11 protein-coding genes (1 of these 11 cut by a window edge) are annotated in these 17,540 nt (G+C 72.5%); 9 read left to right on the forward strand and 2 right to left on the reverse strand.

Annotation, left to right across the window (positions count from 1 at the left end; all coding sequences use genetic code 11):
• Together FVA80_RS07020 and FVA80_RS07025 are read right to left on the reverse strand one after the other, a co-directional pair.
• On the reverse strand, positions 1–1,296 hold the 5' portion of the coding sequence (locus FVA80_RS07020; protein WP_147910750.1) for an ATPase domain-containing protein. It extends 228 nt beyond the left edge of the window; the window shows 1,296 of its 1,524 coding nt (coding positions 1–1,296); the start codon lies at positions 1,294–1,296; its stop codon lies beyond the left edge, outside the window.
• A 169-nt stretch (positions 1,297–1,465) separates the two neighbouring features.
• The gene (locus FVA80_RS07025) at positions 1,466–3,889 is read right to left on the reverse strand and encodes a PAS domain S-box protein (RefSeq protein WP_147910751.1); all 2,424 of its coding nucleotides are present in this window, start codon (positions 3,887–3,889) and stop codon (positions 1,466–1,468) included.
• 419 nt (positions 3,890–4,308) lie between these two features.
• Here FVA80_RS07025 and FVA80_RS07030 point away from each other — a divergent pair, with 419 nt between their 5' ends.
• The 9 genes from FVA80_RS07030 to senA all read left to right on the forward strand — a co-directional run bounded on the left by FVA80_RS07030 (position 4,309) and on the right by senA (position 17,524).
• Positions 4,309–5,040, forward strand: a complete 732-nt coding sequence (locus FVA80_RS07030; protein WP_147907629.1) for a lysophospholipid acyltransferase family protein — start codon at positions 4,309–4,311, stop codon at positions 5,038–5,040.
• A 324-nt stretch (positions 5,041–5,364) separates the two neighbouring features.
• Positions 5,365–7,113, forward strand: coding sequence for a hypothetical protein (locus FVA80_RS07035; protein ID WP_246692296.1), 1,749 nt, complete (start codon positions 5,365–5,367; stop codon positions 7,111–7,113).
• A gap of 126 nt (positions 7,114–7,239) precedes the next feature.
• On the forward strand, positions 7,240–7,539 hold the full coding sequence (locus FVA80_RS31065; RefSeq protein WP_246692297.1) for a hypothetical protein: 300 nt from the start codon (positions 7,240–7,242) through the stop codon (positions 7,537–7,539).
• Positions 7,540–7,617: 78 nt separating this feature from the next.
• Positions 7,618–9,342, forward strand: coding sequence for a type I secretion system permease/ATPase (locus FVA80_RS07040; RefSeq protein WP_147907631.1), 1,725 nt, complete (start codon positions 7,618–7,620; stop codon positions 9,340–9,342).
• A complete protein-coding gene (locus tag FVA80_RS07045; RefSeq protein WP_147907632.1) occupies positions 9,339–10,655 on the forward strand; it encodes an HlyD family type I secretion periplasmic adaptor subunit in 1,317 nt (438 codons plus the stop codon). The genes FVA80_RS07040 and FVA80_RS07045 overlap by 4 nt, the downstream gene beginning before the upstream one ends.
• A 101-nt stretch (positions 10,656–10,756) precedes the next feature.
• Complete coding sequence (locus tag FVA80_RS07050; protein WP_147907633.1) at positions 10,757–12,052, forward strand: family 16 glycosylhydrolase; 1,296 nt, start codon at positions 10,757–10,759, stop codon at positions 12,050–12,052.
• 370 nt (positions 12,053–12,422) lie between these two features.
• Positions 12,423–13,772, forward strand: a complete 1,350-nt coding sequence (locus FVA80_RS07055) for a CHASE3 domain-containing protein (RefSeq protein WP_147907634.1) — start codon at positions 12,423–12,425, stop codon at positions 13,770–13,772.
• A gap of 55 nt (positions 13,773–13,827) precedes the next feature.
• On the forward strand, positions 13,828–15,525 hold the full coding sequence (locus FVA80_RS07060) for a TAXI family TRAP transporter solute-binding subunit (RefSeq protein ID WP_246692298.1): 1,698 nt from the start codon (positions 13,828–13,830) through the stop codon (positions 15,523–15,525).
• A gap of 697 nt (positions 15,526–16,222) precedes the next feature.
• Entirely contained in the window at positions 16,223–17,524 is a 1,302-nt protein-coding gene (gene senA / locus FVA80_RS07070; protein WP_147907637.1) for a selenoneine synthase SenA, read from the forward strand.
• Positions 17,525–17,540: the final 16 nt, after the last annotated feature.

Here is a 17,540-nt window from a genome sequence, read left to right on the forward strand (position 1 = left end):
CAGCAGGATCGAATCGCTGAGATAGCTGAGATCGATGTCGGTGCGGACCTCGCCGATGACCCCGTGCTGCCCCAGGACCAGCAGCGTCGTGACGCCCTGCTGGTTCAGGTAGCTCAGCATCTCGTGCATCTGCAGGATGAGGTACTCCTCGCCCGGCATCGCGTGCAGGTAGGCGTTCAGGCTGTCGATCGCGACGACGCTGGAGCCGTGCTCCTCCACGCTCTGCCGGACCATGCTGGAGAACTCCCCGGGGGAGAGTTCGGCCGGGTCGATCTGCGTGATGGTCAGGCGCCCGGCCGCGATATGCGGGCTCAGGTCCATGCCAAGGGTCGCCGACCGCGCGAGCAGGGTCGCGAGGCCCTCGTCGAACAGGTAGTAGGTGCCCCGCTCGCCGCGCTCCAGGGCGGTCAGCATGCAGCGGATGGCCATGGTGGTCTTGCCCACCCCGGACGGGCCGAGCAACAGGGTGTTGGTGCCGGGCACCAATCCGCCGCCGAGCAGCAGGTCGAGCGCGTCCGAGCCCGTGGAGCGCGCCGTCGCGTCGAACGGCGTGTGGTGCTCGGCCGCGATCAGGCGCGGGAACGCCAGGATGCCGCCGGTCTCCAGCAGGAAGTCGTGGTAGCCGCCCCGGTACTTGATGCCACGCATCTTGACGATGCGCAGGCGCCGGCGCTCGGAGCCGAACTCGCGCGGGGCCTGCTCCAGCGAGACGACCCCGTGGGCGATGCTGTGGAGCTGCAGGTCGCCCGTCTCCGACGTGCGGTCGTCGAGCATCAGCACGGTGCAGGCCCGCTTGGCGAAGAACTGCTTGAGCGCCAGGATCTGGCGGCGGTAGCGCAGTGGGTTCTGGGCCAGCAGGCGCAGCTCCGACAGCGAGTCGAACACGACCCGCTCGGGCTTCAGCGCCTCGACCCGGGCGATGACCTCCCGGACGGTCTCGCCGAGTTCGATCTCGGACGGGTGGAGGATCGACTGCTCGCTGTCGGGGTCGAGCCCCATCTCGTTGACGAGCTCGTAGAGCTCGATGCCGTCGAGAGACCAGCCGTGGGTCGCGGCGGACGCGCGGAGCTCCTGGCCGGTCTCCGACAGGGTGACGTAGAGCGTCGGCTCGCCCCGGGCCGCGCCCGCGCGCAGGAACTGGAGCGCCAGGGTGGTCTTGCCGGTTCCGGGCGTGCCCTCGAGCAGGTAGAGGCGGCTCGGGGTCAGGCCGCCGCAGAGGATGTCGTCCAGGCCTGGAACGCCCGTCGAGATTCGCGGCGCCGGACAGGCCGGGAACGCCGTTTCGGTATCGATCATCGGCTTGCCCTACGCTTCCCCCACGGTCCCACGCACCCCCCGGTGCCGCGCGCACGGTAGCGGCCGCGCCATGCCTTGTCAGTGCCATGCCTTGTCAGTGCCATGCCTTGTCAGTGCCGCCCGCGCCGCAGCCGTGAGGCGCCCGTGCGCCGCGGGACAGCGCGGGGCCTCACGGCTCGATCATATCCCGGATGCGCGCGGCCAGCGCCTCGATCACGAAGGGCTTGGTGAGCACCTGCATGCCGTCGTCCAGGTAGCCGTTGCCCACCGCGGCGTTCTCGGCATAGCCGGTGATGAACAGCACCTTGAGCCCGGGACGGGTCTCGCGGGCGGCATCGGCCACCTGCCGGCCGTTCATGCCGCCCGGCAGGCCGACATCGGTGATTAGCAGGTCGATCCGCACGTCCGATTGCAGGACCTTCAGCCCGGACGGGCCGTCGGCGGCCTCGATCGCCATGTAGCCGAGATCCTCCAGGACCTCGGTCACCAGCATCCGCACGGAGGGCTCGTCGTCGATGAGCAGGACCGTCTCGCCCTGCTCGGCCCGGGGCACCGCGCCGGCATCCGGCACGGCCACCGCGGCGGAGATGTCGCCGTGGAAGCGCGGCAGGTAGAGGCACACGGTCGTGCCCTGACCGACCTCGGAGTAGATCCGCACCTGCCCGCCGGATTGCCGGGCGAAGCCGTAGATCATCGACAGGCCGAGCCCGGTGCCCTGCCCGATGGGCTTGGTGGTGAAGAACGGGTCGAAGGCCTTGGCGATCACCTCCGGGGGCATGCCGGTCCCGGTATCGGACACGCAGAGCGACAGGTACTGGCCGTGCGGCAGGTCGCGCTCCCGGGCGGCGCGGTCGTCGAGCCAGCGGTTGGCGGTCTCGATGGTGATGCGCCCGCCCTCCGGCATGGCGTCCCGGGCGTTGATGCACAGGTTCAGGAGCCCGTTCTCGAGCTGGCCGGGATCGACCAGGGCGGGCCACAGGCCGGCCGAGCCCACCACCTCGATGTGGATCGACGGGCCGACGGTCCGGCGCACCAGCTCCTCCATGCCGTGGACCAGGGCGTTCACGTCGGTGGGCTTGGGGTCGAGGGTCTGGCGGCGCGAGAAGGCGAGCAGGCGGTGGGTCAGCGCCGCCGCCCGCTTGGCCGCGCCCTGGGCGGCGGTCATGTAGCGGTCGAGGTCGGTCAGCCGGCCTTGGCTCATCCGCGTCTGCAGCAGCTCCAGGCTGCCCGAGATGCCGGTGAGCAGGTTGTTGAAGTCGTGGGCGATGCCGCCGGTCAGTTGACCGACCGCCTCCATCTTCTGCGATTGCCGCAGGGCCTCCTCGACCTTCTCGCGCCGGGCGGCCTCCTCCTCGACGCGCCGCTCCAGGGTGGCGTTGAACGCCTCCAGGGCGGCCTTGGCGCGCAGCTCCCCCTCGATGTTGCGGGCCTCGATGACCGTGCCGATCGGCTCGCCGCGCTCGTTGCGGATCGGGCTTGCGGTGAAGCCTACGGGATAGAACGAGCCGTCCTTGTGGACGAAGACCTCCTCGCCCTGCTCGCGCTCGTTCTCCGGGAAGGCCTGGTCGATCGGGCATTCGCAGAGCGGGTAGGGCGATCCGTCCGGCCGCGTATGGTGCACGACGTCGTGCAGGGCGCGGCCCTCGGTCTCCTCCAGGGCGTAGCCGGTGAGCGTCTCGGCGGCGCGGTTCATGTAGCTGCAGTGCTGGCGCTCATCCATCAGGAAGATCGCCTGCGAGGTGTTGTTGAGGATGGCGTCGAGCCGGCGCGTGGTCTCGACCAGGCGCTCCTCGGCGGCCTTGCGGTCGTGGATGTCGGTGACCGAGCCGATATAGCCGCGGAAGCCGCCATCCTCGCCGCGACGGGGCTGGGCCGCGTCGATGAACCAGCGATAGCGGCCGTCGGCGCCGCGCAGGCGGTACTCGACCTGGAACGGCCCGTGCCGGGCGTTGGCGTCCAGGAACGCCCGGGCCGAGGCATCCCGGTCGTCCGGGTGGACCGCGTCGAGCCAGCCGAGGCCAAGGCTCTCCGCCTCGGTCTGGCCGGTATACGCGTACCAGCGGCGGTTGAGGTAGGTGCAGGCCCCGTCGGCGCCGGTCACCCACATCATCACCGGGGCATGGTCGGCCATGTTGCGGAACCGCGCCTCGCTCTCCCGGAGCGCGGTCTCGGCCCGCATCCGGGCGGTGGTCTCCGTGCAGGTGCAGAACACCCCGGCCACCGCGCCGGCCGCGTCCCGGAGCGGCGCGCAGGAGAGGGTGAACCAGGTCTCCTCGTCGTAGCCGTGGCGGTTCATGACCAGCGGCCGGTTCTCGACCCAGGTCGCCTCGCCGGCCATCGCCGCCTCGACGAGGGGCGCAAGGTCGGCCCAGATCTCCGCCCAGACGTCCCGGAGGCGCGCGCCCATGGCGGCCGGATGCTTGCTGCCCAGCACATCCGCGTAGGCGTCGTTGTAGAGGAGGCCCAGCGCCGGCCCGACGGCCACGAACATCGGGAATCCCGACCCATGGATCAAGCTCACGGCAGCCGACAGCCACTGGGGCCAGCGCTCGGGCGGGCCCAGCGGCGAGGAGGACCAGTCGAACGCGCGCATGACGGCGCCCGCCGCGCCGCCGCCCGCGACCAGGGCCGGACCGTCCCAACCGGCCCCCCCGTCCTCCGCACGCCCCGTCACCCTCGCCAACCCGGTCTCCTTCAACACGCGCGCCCGCGCCCGTCTGAACCGTAGCAACAACGCCGCTCGGCGGCGGCCGTTCTCGGCACCGGCGCGGAAGGCTGCCGGGCCCAGCCCTTGTCGCCCCTGCGAAGGGCGCCGCCAAGTCTCCATCCGGAACCCGGATCCGGATCGACGGACTTGCGCGCGCGGCGAGGGGGAAATACTGGCCCTGGCCGGCACTCGCGGGTGCCTGCGGCTTTCGAGCCCGTCTGAATTGCCGTGCGCCCCGTTCCGCGAGGCGCTATTCCCCCCTGAACCACCCCAGCCCCGCCCCGGGCCCTAGGTGAGGCCCGACCTTGGCGCAGCACGCCCGTTCCCTTCTGTTCGTCGCCTACTGGACCGTCTGGACGGCCCTGTTCGTCGCGCCGCTGGTCGTCCTGGCGCTCGCCGGGGCGCCGGCGCGGCCGGTCCGCACGGCGGCGCGGCTCTGGGCCCGCGGGGTCCTGGCGGGCCTGCACGGCATCGTCGGCCTGCGCTACGTCGAGGAGGGGCGCGAACACCTCCCGGCTGAGCCCTGCCTGCTCGTGGCCAACCACCAGTCGACCTGGGAGACCCTGGCCTTCCTGGTGCTGGTCCCCGACGTCGCCATCGTGGCCAAGCGGGAATTGCTGGCGATCCCGGTGGTCGGCTGGTTCCTGCGGCGCTCGCCGATGATCGTGATCGACCGCGCCAACGGCACGCAGGCCCTGCGGGCGATCATCGAGGGCAGCCAGGCCGCCGTCGCGGCGGGCCGCTCGGTGCTGATCTTTCCGGAGGGCACGCGGGGCCGGGCCGGCGACCCGCTGCAGTTCAAGCGTGGCGTGGAGCTGCTGTACGGCCGGCTGCGCCTGCCGGTGGTGCCGGTCGCGGTGAATTCCGGATTGTTCTGGCCCCGGGGCATGGCCACGCGAGCCGGCACGATCGTGGTGAGCTACCTCGCCGCCCTCGCGCCCGGCCTGCCGGCCGCGGAGTTCCTGCGCGGCACCGAGGGCGCGATCGACCGGGAACTCGACCGCTGGCGTCCGGCCGAGGCGCAGGGGCGGCGTTAGGCCCTCGTTCCAGCACCGACAAACCGGGGCTGCGCGCAGGCCGTCCCGCGGCGAAGGAGCCGCCGCCCACCGCGCGGGCCGCCACCGGCGAGCTGGTCGGGTTGGCGAAGACCCGCTTTCATCTGTCCGCCGGGCTTTACCCGAACACGATCGCGGTCCTCGATCAGCGGATCGACGCGATCGGCCGGACCGGCCACCCCCGCAAGCGTATTCTCGCAACAGACGCGATCCACCGAATCAAGGTGGCCTCGGTATTCCCTACCGACGCCGCAATTTGCAACTCACAGTTGCAATACTGGTTACTTGATGAACCAGGAGGTGTTCATGTCGCTCTCTCCCGCCGCAATCCTCAGCCCCGCGTCGCGCTCCCTCGCATGGCTCGTCGGCCCCGACGCACTCCTATCCACGACCGCCCTCTCCACCGGCCAGCTCGCGAGCCTCGGCCCGATCGCCTCGCTCATCGAGGGCACCGTCGATACCGGCTCCACGGATGCGCGCGGATCGGTGCTGCCCGACGCGGTCAGCGCGACGGCGAACCAGATCGTGCTCGACACCCATGCGCAGCTGGAGGGGCTCGGCCACGCGGTCGCCCCGCTGAACGGGCCGCTGCACGGGCTGACCAATCTCGGCGAGACCGTGGGCCTCGGCCATATCGGCGCGGGCGGCAACCTGATCACCGACCTCACGAGCGCTGGCGCCGACCCGGCCGGGTCCGGCGCGATCCCGTCGCTGCCGAGCGATGCCGGGGCCGTCGCCGCGGCCGCCGGCGCCCTGCTCGGATCGGTCACGGCAGCGCCGGCGAACGGCAACGGCCTGGTCGGGGCCGACGGCATCCTCAGCCCGGCGACCAGCATCCTCAACCAGGCCGTCCTCGATCTGCACACCACGCTGGAGGATGCCGGCCACCAGATCCCGGTGCTGAACGCGCCGGTCCACGCGGTCACGGCTCTCGGCGAGACACTCGGCCTCGGCTATCTGGGTCAGAGCGGCAACCTCCTGACCGACACGCTGGCCCTGCCCGGATCGCTCCTGACCGGCGGCGGCCTGGCGTCGGCCAACCCGGTCCTGTCCGATCTCGGCCACGTCCTCGGCTCGGCCGACACCCTGGTCGGCTCGGTGACCGGGGTCGCCAATGCCGGCGGCCTGCTCTCGTCGGACGGGCTGCTGGCCCCCGTCACCAACCTGGCGAACACCGCGGTGCTCGACATACACGCGACCCTCGAGAATCTCGGGCACGCGGTTCCGCTCCTGAACGACGCCCTGCACGGCCTGACCCATCTCGGCGAGACCCTCGGCCTCGGCCATCTGGGGCAGGGCGGCAACCTCCTGACCGACGTCGCGGCCCTGCCCGGGGACTTGCTGGGCGGCCAGGGCCTCGGGGCGCTGTCGCCGATCCTCGGCGATGTCGGCGCCGTGACCCACGCGGCCGGCGGCCTGCTGGGCGGCGTCACCGGCCTCCTCGGCGGGCTCGGCGGCGATACCGGAGCGCCAGGCGGCAGCCTGCTCGCCCCCGTGACCTCGGCGGTGGATGGCCTGCTCGGCGGGCACGGCGGAACGCCCCTCGACGGGTTGCTCGGCGGCCTCGCCGGTGGAGGCCAGGCGGATGGGATCGGCACCCTGCTCGGACCGAACGCGCCGCTGCAGCCCGTGGCCGGGCTCGCCAACGGGGCGATCGACGCCATCCACGGCGTGCTGGAACAAGCCGGCCACGACGTGGCGATCCTGAACGCGCCGCTCCACGCCGTGATCGACCTCGGCACCGATGTGGGCTTGGGCGAGCTCGGGGAGTCGACCAACCTCCTGACCGACGTGGTCAACCTGCCCGGCGCGGTTCTGAGCGGCAACGCGGCCCCCGCGATCGGGCAGGTCGCCGGCGATGTCGGGCATGTCGCCGGTGCGGCCGGCGGCGTCCTGGGGTCGGTGACCGGGGCCCTCTCCGGCGCCGCCGGCGGCCAGGGCGGCGCGGGTCGCCGTGGCACAGGCGAAACTGCGGGCATTCGGGATCGAGTCGTTCGGGCGACACGGAGGGCGGCGCGGGCGGCAACCCGGTCGGCGGCCTGCTGGGCGGCCTGACCGGCGGCGGCTCGGGCGATGCCGGCCCCGGGACCCACCCGCTGATCGACGTGGCCGCGGGCCCGACCACCGCGACGCCCTGGCCAACGCGGCCGTGCTCACCCCGCCGCGGATCCGTCCCACACCGTGCAGGCGAGCGCCATCGCGGTGGGTGCCGACCAGCCGAGCCTGGCCACCGCCAGCCTGCTCTCCGGCGACAGCATCCTGCTGCCGCAAGGCAGCGGCGGCGGCGTGGATTCCCTCGTCGGGCAGATCCTGAGCCCGGCCTCGACGGCGCCGGCGGGTGCCGGGGAAGCCGGCGGCTCCCACGGGGCGAGCCTCGATCTCGGGACCGTCACGATCGACCTCGGCAGCCATGCCGACATCCACCACACCGACCCGACTCCGCACTCGGCCGCGGGCGGCCTGCACCTGCTCGGCCTCTGACGACCGGAGCCCCCGCCGCCCACGCGGCGGGGGCTTTTTTTGGGAGGATGTGGAGCCGAGGCTCCGGGGGACAGTCCGTTGACCGACGAACGCGTGTTGCGTGCTGCCAAGCGCCGGGAATTCTGGGCCGCGATCGGGGCCGGGCGCACCGCCCTGATCACCGTGATGATCGTCAGCGGCCTGATCAACCTGCTGATGCTGACCGCCCCGATCTTCATGCTGCAGGTCTACGACCGGGTGCTGCCGAGCCGCAGCATCGCCACCCTGGTCGGGCTCGCCGGCATCGCCCTGATGCTGTTCGTGATCCAGAGCGTGTTCGAGGTCTTCCGCGCCCGGATCCTGTCGCGGTTCGGCCGCCTGGTGGACGAGCGCCTCGGTCCGCGGATCTTCCGGACCCTGCTGGCGCGCGGCTCCGAGACGCCCCGCGGCGACGACGGCCCCCAGGCCCTGCGCGACCTCGACACCGTGCGGGGCTTCGTGTCGAGTATGGCGCTCACCGCCTTCTTCGACCTGCCCTGGGTGCCGCTCTACATTGCGGTCTGCTTCCTGTTCCATCCCTGGCTCGGGGCGGCGATCGCGGCCGGCGCCCTGTTCCTGTGCGTGCTGACGGTCCTGACCGACTGGGCCTCCGCCGAGACCACCCGGGAGACCGTGCGGGTCGCCGGCGAGCGCCGGTCCTTCACCGACATGGCGCACCGGACGGCGCCGCTGCTCTGCGCGCTGGGGATGCGGTCGCGGGTGGCCGACCTCTGGCAGGTCCGGACCCGCCGGAACCTCGACGTCGCCACCTCCGGCAACGACCTGGCCATCGGCTTCGGTGCGGTCGCGCGCTTGCTGCGCACGGTGCTGCAATCCGGGATCCTGGGGCTCGGCGCCTACCTGGTGGTGCGCGAAGAGGCCACCGCCGGCGTCATGCTGGCCGCCACGATCCTGTCGGCCCGGGCGCTCGCGCCGGTGGACCTCGCCATCGCCAACTGGAAGTCGTTCTCGGCCGCCCGGCAGGCCTGGAGCCGGCTCGTGGCGTTCCTGCCCCGGCGGGAGCCGGAGACCCTGACACCCCTGCCGGCGCCCCGGGAGAGCGTGCGCGTGACCGCCCTGTCGATCGCCGCCCCCGGGACCGACAGCCTGATCCTGCACGACGTCAACGTCGCCTTGGCCCCCGGCAGCGCGCTCGGGGTGATCGGCGCCAGCGGCTCGGGCAAGTCCACCTTCGCCCGCGCGCTCGTCGGCCTGGCCCGTCCGGTCCGCGGGGTGATCCGCCTCGACGGCGCGGCGATCGACCAGTGGGATCCCGACGCCCTCGGGCGCGCCGTCGGCTACCTGCCGCAGGACATCGAGATGTTCGACGGCACCATCGCGGAGAACATCACCCGGTTCGACCCGGCGCCGGACCCGGAGGCCCTGCAATCGGCCGCGAAGGCGGCGGGCGTCCACGAGGTCGTGCTGCGGCTTCCGGGCGGCTATGACGCCCGGGTCGGCGCCGGCGGGCTCGGCCTGTCGGGGGGCCAGCGCCAGCGGATCGCGCTGGCGCGGGCGCTCTACGGCGACCCGTTCCTGGTGGTGCTGGACGAGCCGAACTCCAACCTCGACGTCGACGGCGACCGCGCCCTGTCGGCCGCCGTGCAGGGCGTGCGCGCCCGGGGCGGCATCGTCGTGGTGATCGCCCACCGGCCGAGCGCGCTGGCGGCGGTGGACCGCATCCTGGTCCTGGGCGAGGGCCGCGTGCGCCTGCACGGGCCCCGCGACGAGGTGTTGGCGCAGCTGGGCGCCCTGACCCGGCAGACACCCACGAGGGTCGCATGACGCGGGACCAGGCCTCCGCCGACCCGACCCGCGAGACCCGGCGCTCGCTGCGGCGGCACGTCGTCGGCGTCGCCGCGGTGATCGTGCTGGCCACCGGGACCGGCGCCTGGACGGCCGCCACGGAACTGTCCGGGGCGATCATCGCCACGGGCTCCCTGGTGGTCGAGAGCAACATCAAGAAGGTCCAGCACCCCACCGGCGGCGTGGTCGCCGAACTGCCGATCCAGGAGGGCGCCCGGGTCCTGGCCGGCGACCTGCTGGTCCGCCTCGACGCCACCACCACCCGGGCGACCTACGACAGCGTCACCAAGAGCCTGTGGGAGATCGCCGCCCGCAATGCCCGGCTGGAGGCCGAGCGCGACGGCCGCGAGGAGGTCGCGTTCCCGGCCGAACTCGGCGGAGCCGGATCCGATGTCGCCCGGATCGTCGACGGCGAGCGCAAGCTGTTCCGCTTCCGCCGCGACGCGCTCCAGGGCCAGAAGGCGCAGCTGCGCGAGCGGATCGGCCAGCTGCGCGAGGAGATCAAGGGCTTGGTCGAGCAGGCCGCCGCCAAGGAGCAGGAGACCACGATCATCGGCCGGGAATACGAGGGCGTCGAGGATCTCTGGAAGAAGAACCTGATCCAGCTGACCCGGCTCACGAGCCTGCAGCGCGACATGTCCCGCCTCAAGGGCGAGCGCGGGGTCCTGGTGGCCAACATCGCCCAGACCAAGGGCAAGGTCTCGGAGACCGAGCTGCAGATCATCCAGCTCGAGCAGAACCTGCGCAGCGACGTCGCCAAGGAGCTGGCCGAGAACCGCGCCAAGGCCGCGACCCTGACCGAGCAGCGGATCGCCGCCTTCGACCAGCTCCAGCGCATCGAGATCCGCTCGCCGCAGACCGGCTACGTCCACGAGCTGGCGGTCCATACCCGTGGGGGCGTGATCTCCCCGGGCGAACCGATCATGCTGATCGTGCCGAACGCCGATTCCCTGGTGGCCGAGGTCCGGGTCGCGCCCCAGGACATCGACCGGCTGCAGACCGGGCAGGCCGCCGGCCTGCGCTTCCCGAGCTTCGACCAGCGGACGACCCCGGAGCTCAACGGCCGCGTCATCCGGATCGCCGCCGACGTCAGCGAGGACAAGCGGACCGGCAGCTTCTACTACCTGGTGCGCCTGGGCGTGACCAAGGACGAGCTCGGCCGGCTCGATGGCGCCAAGCTGATGCCCGGCATGCCCGTGGAGGCCTTCATCCGGACCGCCGACCGGACGGTGCTGTCGTACCTGACCAAGCCCCTGGTCGATCAGGCGCGCCGGGCGTTTCGCGAGAAGTAGGGCCGGGCGCCTGTTCGCCGGGCCGGCAAGGATATTGCAACTCTTGATTGCATAATGGAACCGGGCCGCCGGGATCCGGCACAACCGACAGGCCAGCCACCATGCCGATCGACCCAAAGAACCTCGCGCAGACCGCGACCCTGACCTACAGCGCCGAGTTCGACACGCTGCAGCTCTGGAACGGGACCTCGGGCCTCGACACGGCGGGCGGGCCGCAATGGGGCAGCTACGTCACGGCGACCGGGACGCGTCCGTTCAACCAGGAGCAGGAATGGTACCTCCGCGCCGACCATCTCGTCGGCGGAAGCGGCGCGGCTTTGCCGAACCCGTTCGGCGTCCATGACGGCATCCTGACCATCACGGCCGCGCCGTCCGACCCGGCGCTGCTCCCGGACCTCGGCGGCCAGCCCTACACGTCCGGGATGATCAACACGTCCCACAGCTTCAGCCAGACCTACGGCTACTTCGAGATGCGGGCCGAGCTGCCGGCCGGGCAGGGGATGTGGCCGGCCTTCTGGCTGCTGTCGAAGGACGGCTCCTGGCCCCCCGAGATCGACGTGATGGAGATGCTCGGGCACGACTCCGACACGCTCTACACCAGCGTCCACAGCCTGGCGCCCGGCCAGACCGCCGGCGACCACACCCTGAGCCAGGGCACCGCGCACGTCGCCGACATGAGCGGGGGCTTCCACACCTACGGGGTCGACTGGGGGCCCGACAGCCTGGCCTTCTACTTCGACGGCCAGGAGGTCTACCGCACGCCGACGCCGGCCAGCCTGGACAAGCCGATGTACATGATCGCCAACCTGGCGGTCGGCGGCACGTGGCCGGGCGATGCCGACGCGACGACGCCGTTCCCGGCCCACATGAACATCGACTACCTGCGCGCCTACCAGGCCAACCCGAGCAGTGCGGGCGCGAGCCTGGAGCCGGTCTTCCACTTCTACGACGCGTCCACCGGACAGCACCTCTACACGGCCAGCACGGCGGAACGGGACACCCTGACGGGTTCCCAGACGGCCTACGCGTATCAGGGGGTCGGCTGGGCGGCGCCCACCGACACGGCCGGCACCGCGGACGTGTTCCACTTCACCAACGCGGCAACCGGCGACCATTTCTACACGGCCAGCGCCGCCGAGCGGGACGGCCTGATCGGGTCCGGCTCGGGCTACCGCTACGACGGCGTCGCCTTCGAGGCCTACACGGATCCGTCCGCGCCCGGATCGGCCGCGATGAACATCGAGCGGTTCGTCAACACCGAGAGCGGCCGCCACTACTACGCGTCGAGCGCCGCGGAGATCACCTATATCGAGAAGGGCCACGCCGGCACCGGCTGGATCGACGAGGGCCACGCCTTCACGCTCCACGCCCCGACCCAGAGCATGTTCGGCCTGTAGCGGCCGGGGTGGGGGAGGGGGACGACCCGGATCGGATCACGATTGCGGCAGCAGGGGCCGGAAACCGCCGTCGTCCGTTATGTTTGCCCGATGCGGCGGGAACAATCGCCGGGGCCGCCTTTTGTGCTGGCGGTCCCACCCGTCGGCCCGGTCCGGATCGCCCGCCGACCCCATCGAGACAGGAGATCGCTGTGCCCGCGGCGCGAAGCGCGACCATGCGCGAGCCCATCCGGCCGGCCGCTCCGGCCGGCGGGATCGCCGACGCACGCGCGGCACGCTCCTGCCTGGGCCGATTCCGCGCGACCCGATCCTGCATGGTCCGATCCTGCGTGGCCAGATCCTGCGTATTCCTCGCCCGCGCGACAACGGCATGACCGCCCGGACCGCCCTGGACGTGATCGGGCAGCTGCCCCGGCGCTCGAAGACCGTCGACCGGATGGTCGCGGGCCTCGCGGTGATCCTGACCATGCTGGGCATCGCCGTGGGCGCCTCGGTCTACCAGCAGCGCGGCAGCGAGGCCGTGCGCCACGCCCTGGCGGTGGAGGGGCGCCTCGGCCGGGTGCTGTCGGCGGTGCAGGACGCCGAGACCGGGCAGCGCGGCTACCTGCTCACCGGGGACGAGGATTTCCTGCCGCCGTTCCGGGCCGGCCGCTCCAAGGTCAACGGCGAACTCGCCCGCCTGGGCGACCTGCTGCGGGACGACGACGGCCAGCGCGCCGAACTCGACGGCCTGATCCTGCTGATCCGCGAGAAGCTCGGCGAACTCGCCACCACCATCGACCTGTACCGGGGCGGCGACGCCGAGGCGAGCCGGACCCTCGTCCGGGAGGGGAGCGGGCGCCGCCTGATGGACGAGATTCGCACGGTCGTGCGCCGCATGGAGGCCCAGGAGACGGCCCTGATGGAGCAGCGCCAGGCGGCGGTCTCCCGGATCGCGCTGCTGATCTGGGCGGCCCTGGCCGCGCTCGTCCTGGTGCTGATCCTGTTCGCCGTGTCGGTCATGCGCGAGGCGGGGCGCCGCCGCCGGCTGTCGCGCTTCCTGCCGCAGGAGCTGGTCTCGCGCCTGGCCGACGACGACGGCAGCCTGCGGGCAGGCCGGCGACAGCAGGCGGTCATCGCCTTCGTCGACATGCGCGGCTCCACCGCCCTGGCCGAGCGCCTCGACCCGCAGCAGCTCTCCGCGTTCCTGTCCGCGTTCCGGCGCCGGGTGATGTGGACGGCCAAGCTGCACAACGGCGTGGTCGACAAGTTCCTGGGCGACGGCGCCCTGGTGGTGTTCGGCCTGCCCGAGGCGCAGGGCGACGACGCCGCCCGGGCGGTGGCCTTCGCGGGGGACCTGGTCGAGGCCATCGCCCGCTGGAACCGCAAGGGCGAGCACGACGCCACGGTGCGCATCGGGATCGGCCTCCATTGCGGCGAGGTGTTCAGCGGGATCATCGGCGAGGAGGCCCGCTACGAGTTCACCGTGCTGGGCGACACCGTGAACGTCGCCGCGCGCCTTGAGCAGGCGACCAAGGTCCACGGCGTGCCGATCCTGGCCTCGGAGGCGGTCCGGCGGGCCGCAGGCCCGGCCACCGCGGTCTGGCGGGAGGTCAGCCGCGAGCCCCTGCGCGGCCGCCGGGAGCCGATGGCCTATTTTTCCGTCGAGCCGCCAGGCCACGCCGAGCCCGCACCGGCCCGCCTGCGCGACGTCGATCCGCTCCCGGAACTGGCGCTGTAGCCGCGCTTTCGAGCCGCGCCGGCAAGCGGCGCGGACGCGACCCACCGAGAGGCCGATGCCGAGCGATCTGTCCTGGCTGCTGCGCCGCGAGACCCTGCTGGCCGGCGCCGTCCTGCTCCTCGGTGTCGCGGCCCTGGCCGCCTGGTATCTCCTGCAGGCGACCGTGCTCACCGTCGCGGTGGCGCCCCGGGACGGCACCGAGCCCGCCCTGATCAAAGCCTACGCGGACGCGCTGGAATCGGGCCGCACGGGCCTGCGCCTCAAGATCCTCGCTTTCGAGGACGTGCGCGAGAGCGCCGCCGCCCTGCAGGACGGTCGGGCCGACCTGGCGGTGGTCCGGCCCGACGTGCTGCTGCCGACCAACGGGCTCACCCTGGCGATCCTGCGCGACCAGGCGATGATCATCGCCTCGCCCGAGCAGGCCGGCATCACGGATTTCCCGCACCTGGCCGGCAAGCGGATCGGCATCGGCACGCACCGGGACGCCGATATCGGACTGCTCAAGAGCCTCCTCGGCTATTACGGCCTGACGCTGGAGCCGGCGGCGGGCACCGGACCGGGCGACCGCGCGGTCGTGCTCGTGCCGGTCGCCGAGGATGGCGTGGCCGGCGCGCTGCGCGAGAAGCGGATTGACGCCTTCATCAGCATCATCGCGCCCTCCGCGCCCAAGGCGCTCGATCTGGTCGCGGCGGTCCGCTCGGTGGCGCGCGGCGGCAAGGTCGCGTTCGTCGCCGTGGCGGACGACGACGCCGTGATTGAGCGCTTCCCCAAGCTCCAGGCGGTGGCCATCCCGGGCGGCCTGTTCGGCGGCCGGCCCAAGCTTCCGGCCGACGACGTGAAGACGGTGGGCGCCTCCTACCGGCTGATGGCCCGCGCATCCCTCAGCCGTGCCGTGGCGGCCGACCTGACCCAGCAGCTGTTCGAGAAGCGCACGCAGGCAGCCAACGCCACGGAGGCGGCCGATTACGTCCAGGCCCCGTCCTACGAGACCACGGTGGCGGCCACGAGCGCCCGGATCCCGATCCACCCGGGGGCGATCGACTATTACGAGCGCGAGCAGCACGGCTTCGTCGAGCGCTACGGCGACACGCTCTACCTGCTCGGCGCGCTCGCGGGCGGCCTGGTCTCGGTCCTGGCCTGGATCCGGCAGCGCCTGGCCGGCCTGCGCCGCGAGCACATCGACGAGATCGTGGAGCGGCTCCTGGAGATCACCGAACAGGCCCGCGCGGCCCAGGACCCGGCGGCGACCGCCGGGCTGACCCGCGAGGTCGACCGCCTGGCCGGCGACGCCGTCCGCTACGCCCGCGAGCGTGCCCCGACGCGGCCACGATGTCGGCCGTCGCCATCGCCCTCGACACCGCCCGGGCGACGATCGCGGACCTGCGCCGCCACGCCGCCGCGGACTGACCGGGCCGGGATGGCTTCTGCGCCGCGTTGGGAAGCCGGGGGCGCCGGAGCGGGGCGCTACGGGCGGCAGCGCGCGACGACGCGCCGGAGGGACTCGCGCTCCCGGGCCGGCGCGAACAGGTCTGCCGGGCCGCGCCGCACGCGGCCAGGGTGTCCAGGAACCCGGGCTCTTCCTCGGCGCGCAGGAGCAGGGAGGCCAGGGCGGCCTCGTCGAAGACCGGGAAATAGCCGGGATAGGCCGGCCCCAGCAGGCCGCGCGTGCCGGGGATGTCGGAGGCGATCACCGGCAGGCCGGACACGAGGGCTTCCGACACCACGTTGGCACCGCCCTCCTGCTGAGAACTGAGGACCATGACGCGCCCCCGGGTCAGCCACCGCCGAACCAGGGAGCCCGGCCGGTCACCGAGCCACAGGTAGCGCGGATTGTCGGCCATCTCGGCGCGCGCCCGGTCCGCCCAGACCTCCGAGGAGGCGCCGCCGAGATGGACGATGCGCGTGCGGGACCGGGCCGGAAGCCGCCGGGCGGCGCGGGCGGCGCAGAACGGGTCCTTCTCGGTGCGCAGGTGCCCGACGACGAGGACCTCGAAAGCCGCCGCCGATACCGGCCAGCGCTGTCGCCGCGGCAGGGCGGACTGGAACACGACGTCGAGCTTGCCGCGGTGGCGCTCCGGAAGCGCGGCGGGGATCAGGTCGTGGAGGCCGATCAGGCGGTCGGCCAGATCCAACGCGTGCAGCGTCGGCCCGGGGTCCGCCGCGAGATAGTGGTAGACGTCCGTGCCGGTCAGGGCGACCACCAGCGGCCGGTCGGGGTGGCGGGCCTTGAAGCGCGCGATGGACCCGGCGCTGCGCCAGGCGTGCAGGGCGAGCATCAGATCGGCGTCCGCATCCTCCCCGTAGGCCGTCGTCACCTCGACTTGGTGTCCGAGATCGCCGAGGATGCGCGCCCAGCGGGTCGCCGTTGTCCGATTTCCGGCGCGGGACATTCGCGCAGCCGGCGTGATGAGACTGATCTTCATGGTCTCGACAGGCTTCCAGGACGTTTGATGCGCACACCGGTTTCCGCTGCCGACCTCGTGGCCATGCTGCAGGATGCCCGGGCGCGAACGCTCGAACTGGTGGCAGGCCTCGATCGTGACCGCCTCATGGGGCCGAAATCTGATCTCGTGAACCCGCTCCTGTGGGAAATCGGGCATCTCGCCTGGTTTCACGAACATTTCATCCTGAGAGCGCTCGACGGGCAGCCGCCGCTGATGGCCGAGGCCGACGCGCTCTACGATTCCGCCCGGGTGCCGCACGCGACGCGCTGGTCGATCCCGCTGCCGGCGCTGCCGGAGACCCTGGGCTACATGGCGCGGGTCCACGAGGCCCTGATCCGGCGTCTGGCCGACCGCGAGCCGACAGGCGAGGAGGCCGACCTCTACCAGCTCGTCACCTTCCACGAGGACATGCACGACGAGGCCTTCACGTACACGCGCCAGACGCTGGGCTATCCCGCGCCGGCCTTCGCCGTATCGGCCAGCGCCCGGTCCGCGGGAACCGGCCCGTGGCCGGGCGACGCCACCGTGGGCGGCGGAACCTGGCGGCTCGGATCCGAGCCCGGGGGCTTCGTGTTCGACAATGAGAAATGGGCGCATCCGGTACCGGTCGCGCCGTTCCGCATCGCCCGCGCGCCGGTGACCAATGCAGAGTTCGCGGCCTTCGTCGCGGATGGCGGCTACCGCGCGGACGCCCACTGGGACGCGGACGGGGCGGGTTGGCGCGACGGCTGCGGGGCCGCGCACCCGGCCTACTGGACGCCTCACGGCGCGCGGGACTGGACCGTCCGCAGGTTCGACCGGGACGCGCCGCTGGCGCCCGACGAGCCGGTCGTCCACGTCAACTGGCACGAGGCCAACGCCTATTGCCGCTGGGCCGGCCGGCGCCTGCCCACGGAGGCGGAATGGGAGGTCGCCGCCGCCGGAGCGCCGGCGCACGATGGGACGCTCGGTGGCACCAAGCGCGGCTATCCCTGGGGCGATGCCCCGCCCACGGCCGACCGCGCCAATCTCGACGGCGGCCATCTCGGCTGCGTCGACGTCGCCGCCTACCCCGCGGGCGACAGCGCCTGGGGTTGCCGGCAGATGCTCGGCAACGTCTGGGAATGGACCGCGAGTCCCTTCCTGCCCTATCCCGGCTTCGCGCCCGACGCCTACAAGGAGTATTCGGAGCCGGCCTTCGGGACGCGCAAGGTCCTGCGCGGGGGCGCCTGGGCGACCCGCTCGCGCATGGTCGACACCGGCTATCGCAACTTCTTCGGCCCGGAGCGCCGGGACGTGTTCGCCGGCTTCCGCACGGTGGCGCTTTAGGGCGCATGCCGCCGAA

This window comes from Methylobacterium sp. WL1, assembly GCF_008000895.1.
Taxonomy (GTDB): Bacteria; Pseudomonadota; Alphaproteobacteria; order Rhizobiales; family Beijerinckiaceae; genus Methylobacterium.

Excerpts from the sequence above, each read along its gene's own strand:
- FVA80_RS07025 (WP_147910751.1), bottom strand. The coding sequence starts at position 3,889 with ATGCGCGCGTTCGACTGGTCCTCCTCGCCGCTGGGCCCGCCCGAGCGC.
- FVA80_RS07035 (WP_246692296.1), top strand. The coding sequence starts at position 5,365 with ATGTCGCTCTCTCCCGCCGCAATCCTCAGCCCCGCGTCGCGCTCCCTC.
- FVA80_RS07045 (WP_147907632.1), top strand. The coding sequence starts at position 9,339 with ATGACGCGGGACCAGGCCTCCGCCGACCCGACCCGCGAGACCCGGCGC.
- FVA80_RS07050 (WP_147907633.1), top strand. The coding sequence starts at position 10,757 with ATGCCGATCGACCCAAAGAACCTCGCGCAGACCGCGACCCTGACCTAC.
- FVA80_RS07055 (WP_147907634.1), top strand. The coding sequence starts at position 12,423 with ATGACCGCCCGGACCGCCCTGGACGTGATCGGGCAGCTGCCCCGGCGC.
- FVA80_RS07060 (WP_246692298.1), top strand. The coding sequence starts at position 13,828 with ATGCCGAGCGATCTGTCCTGGCTGCTGCGCCGCGAGACCCTGCTGGCC.
- senA (WP_147907637.1), top strand. The coding sequence starts at position 16,223 with ATGCGCACACCGGTTTCCGCTGCCGACCTCGTGGCCATGCTGCAGGAT.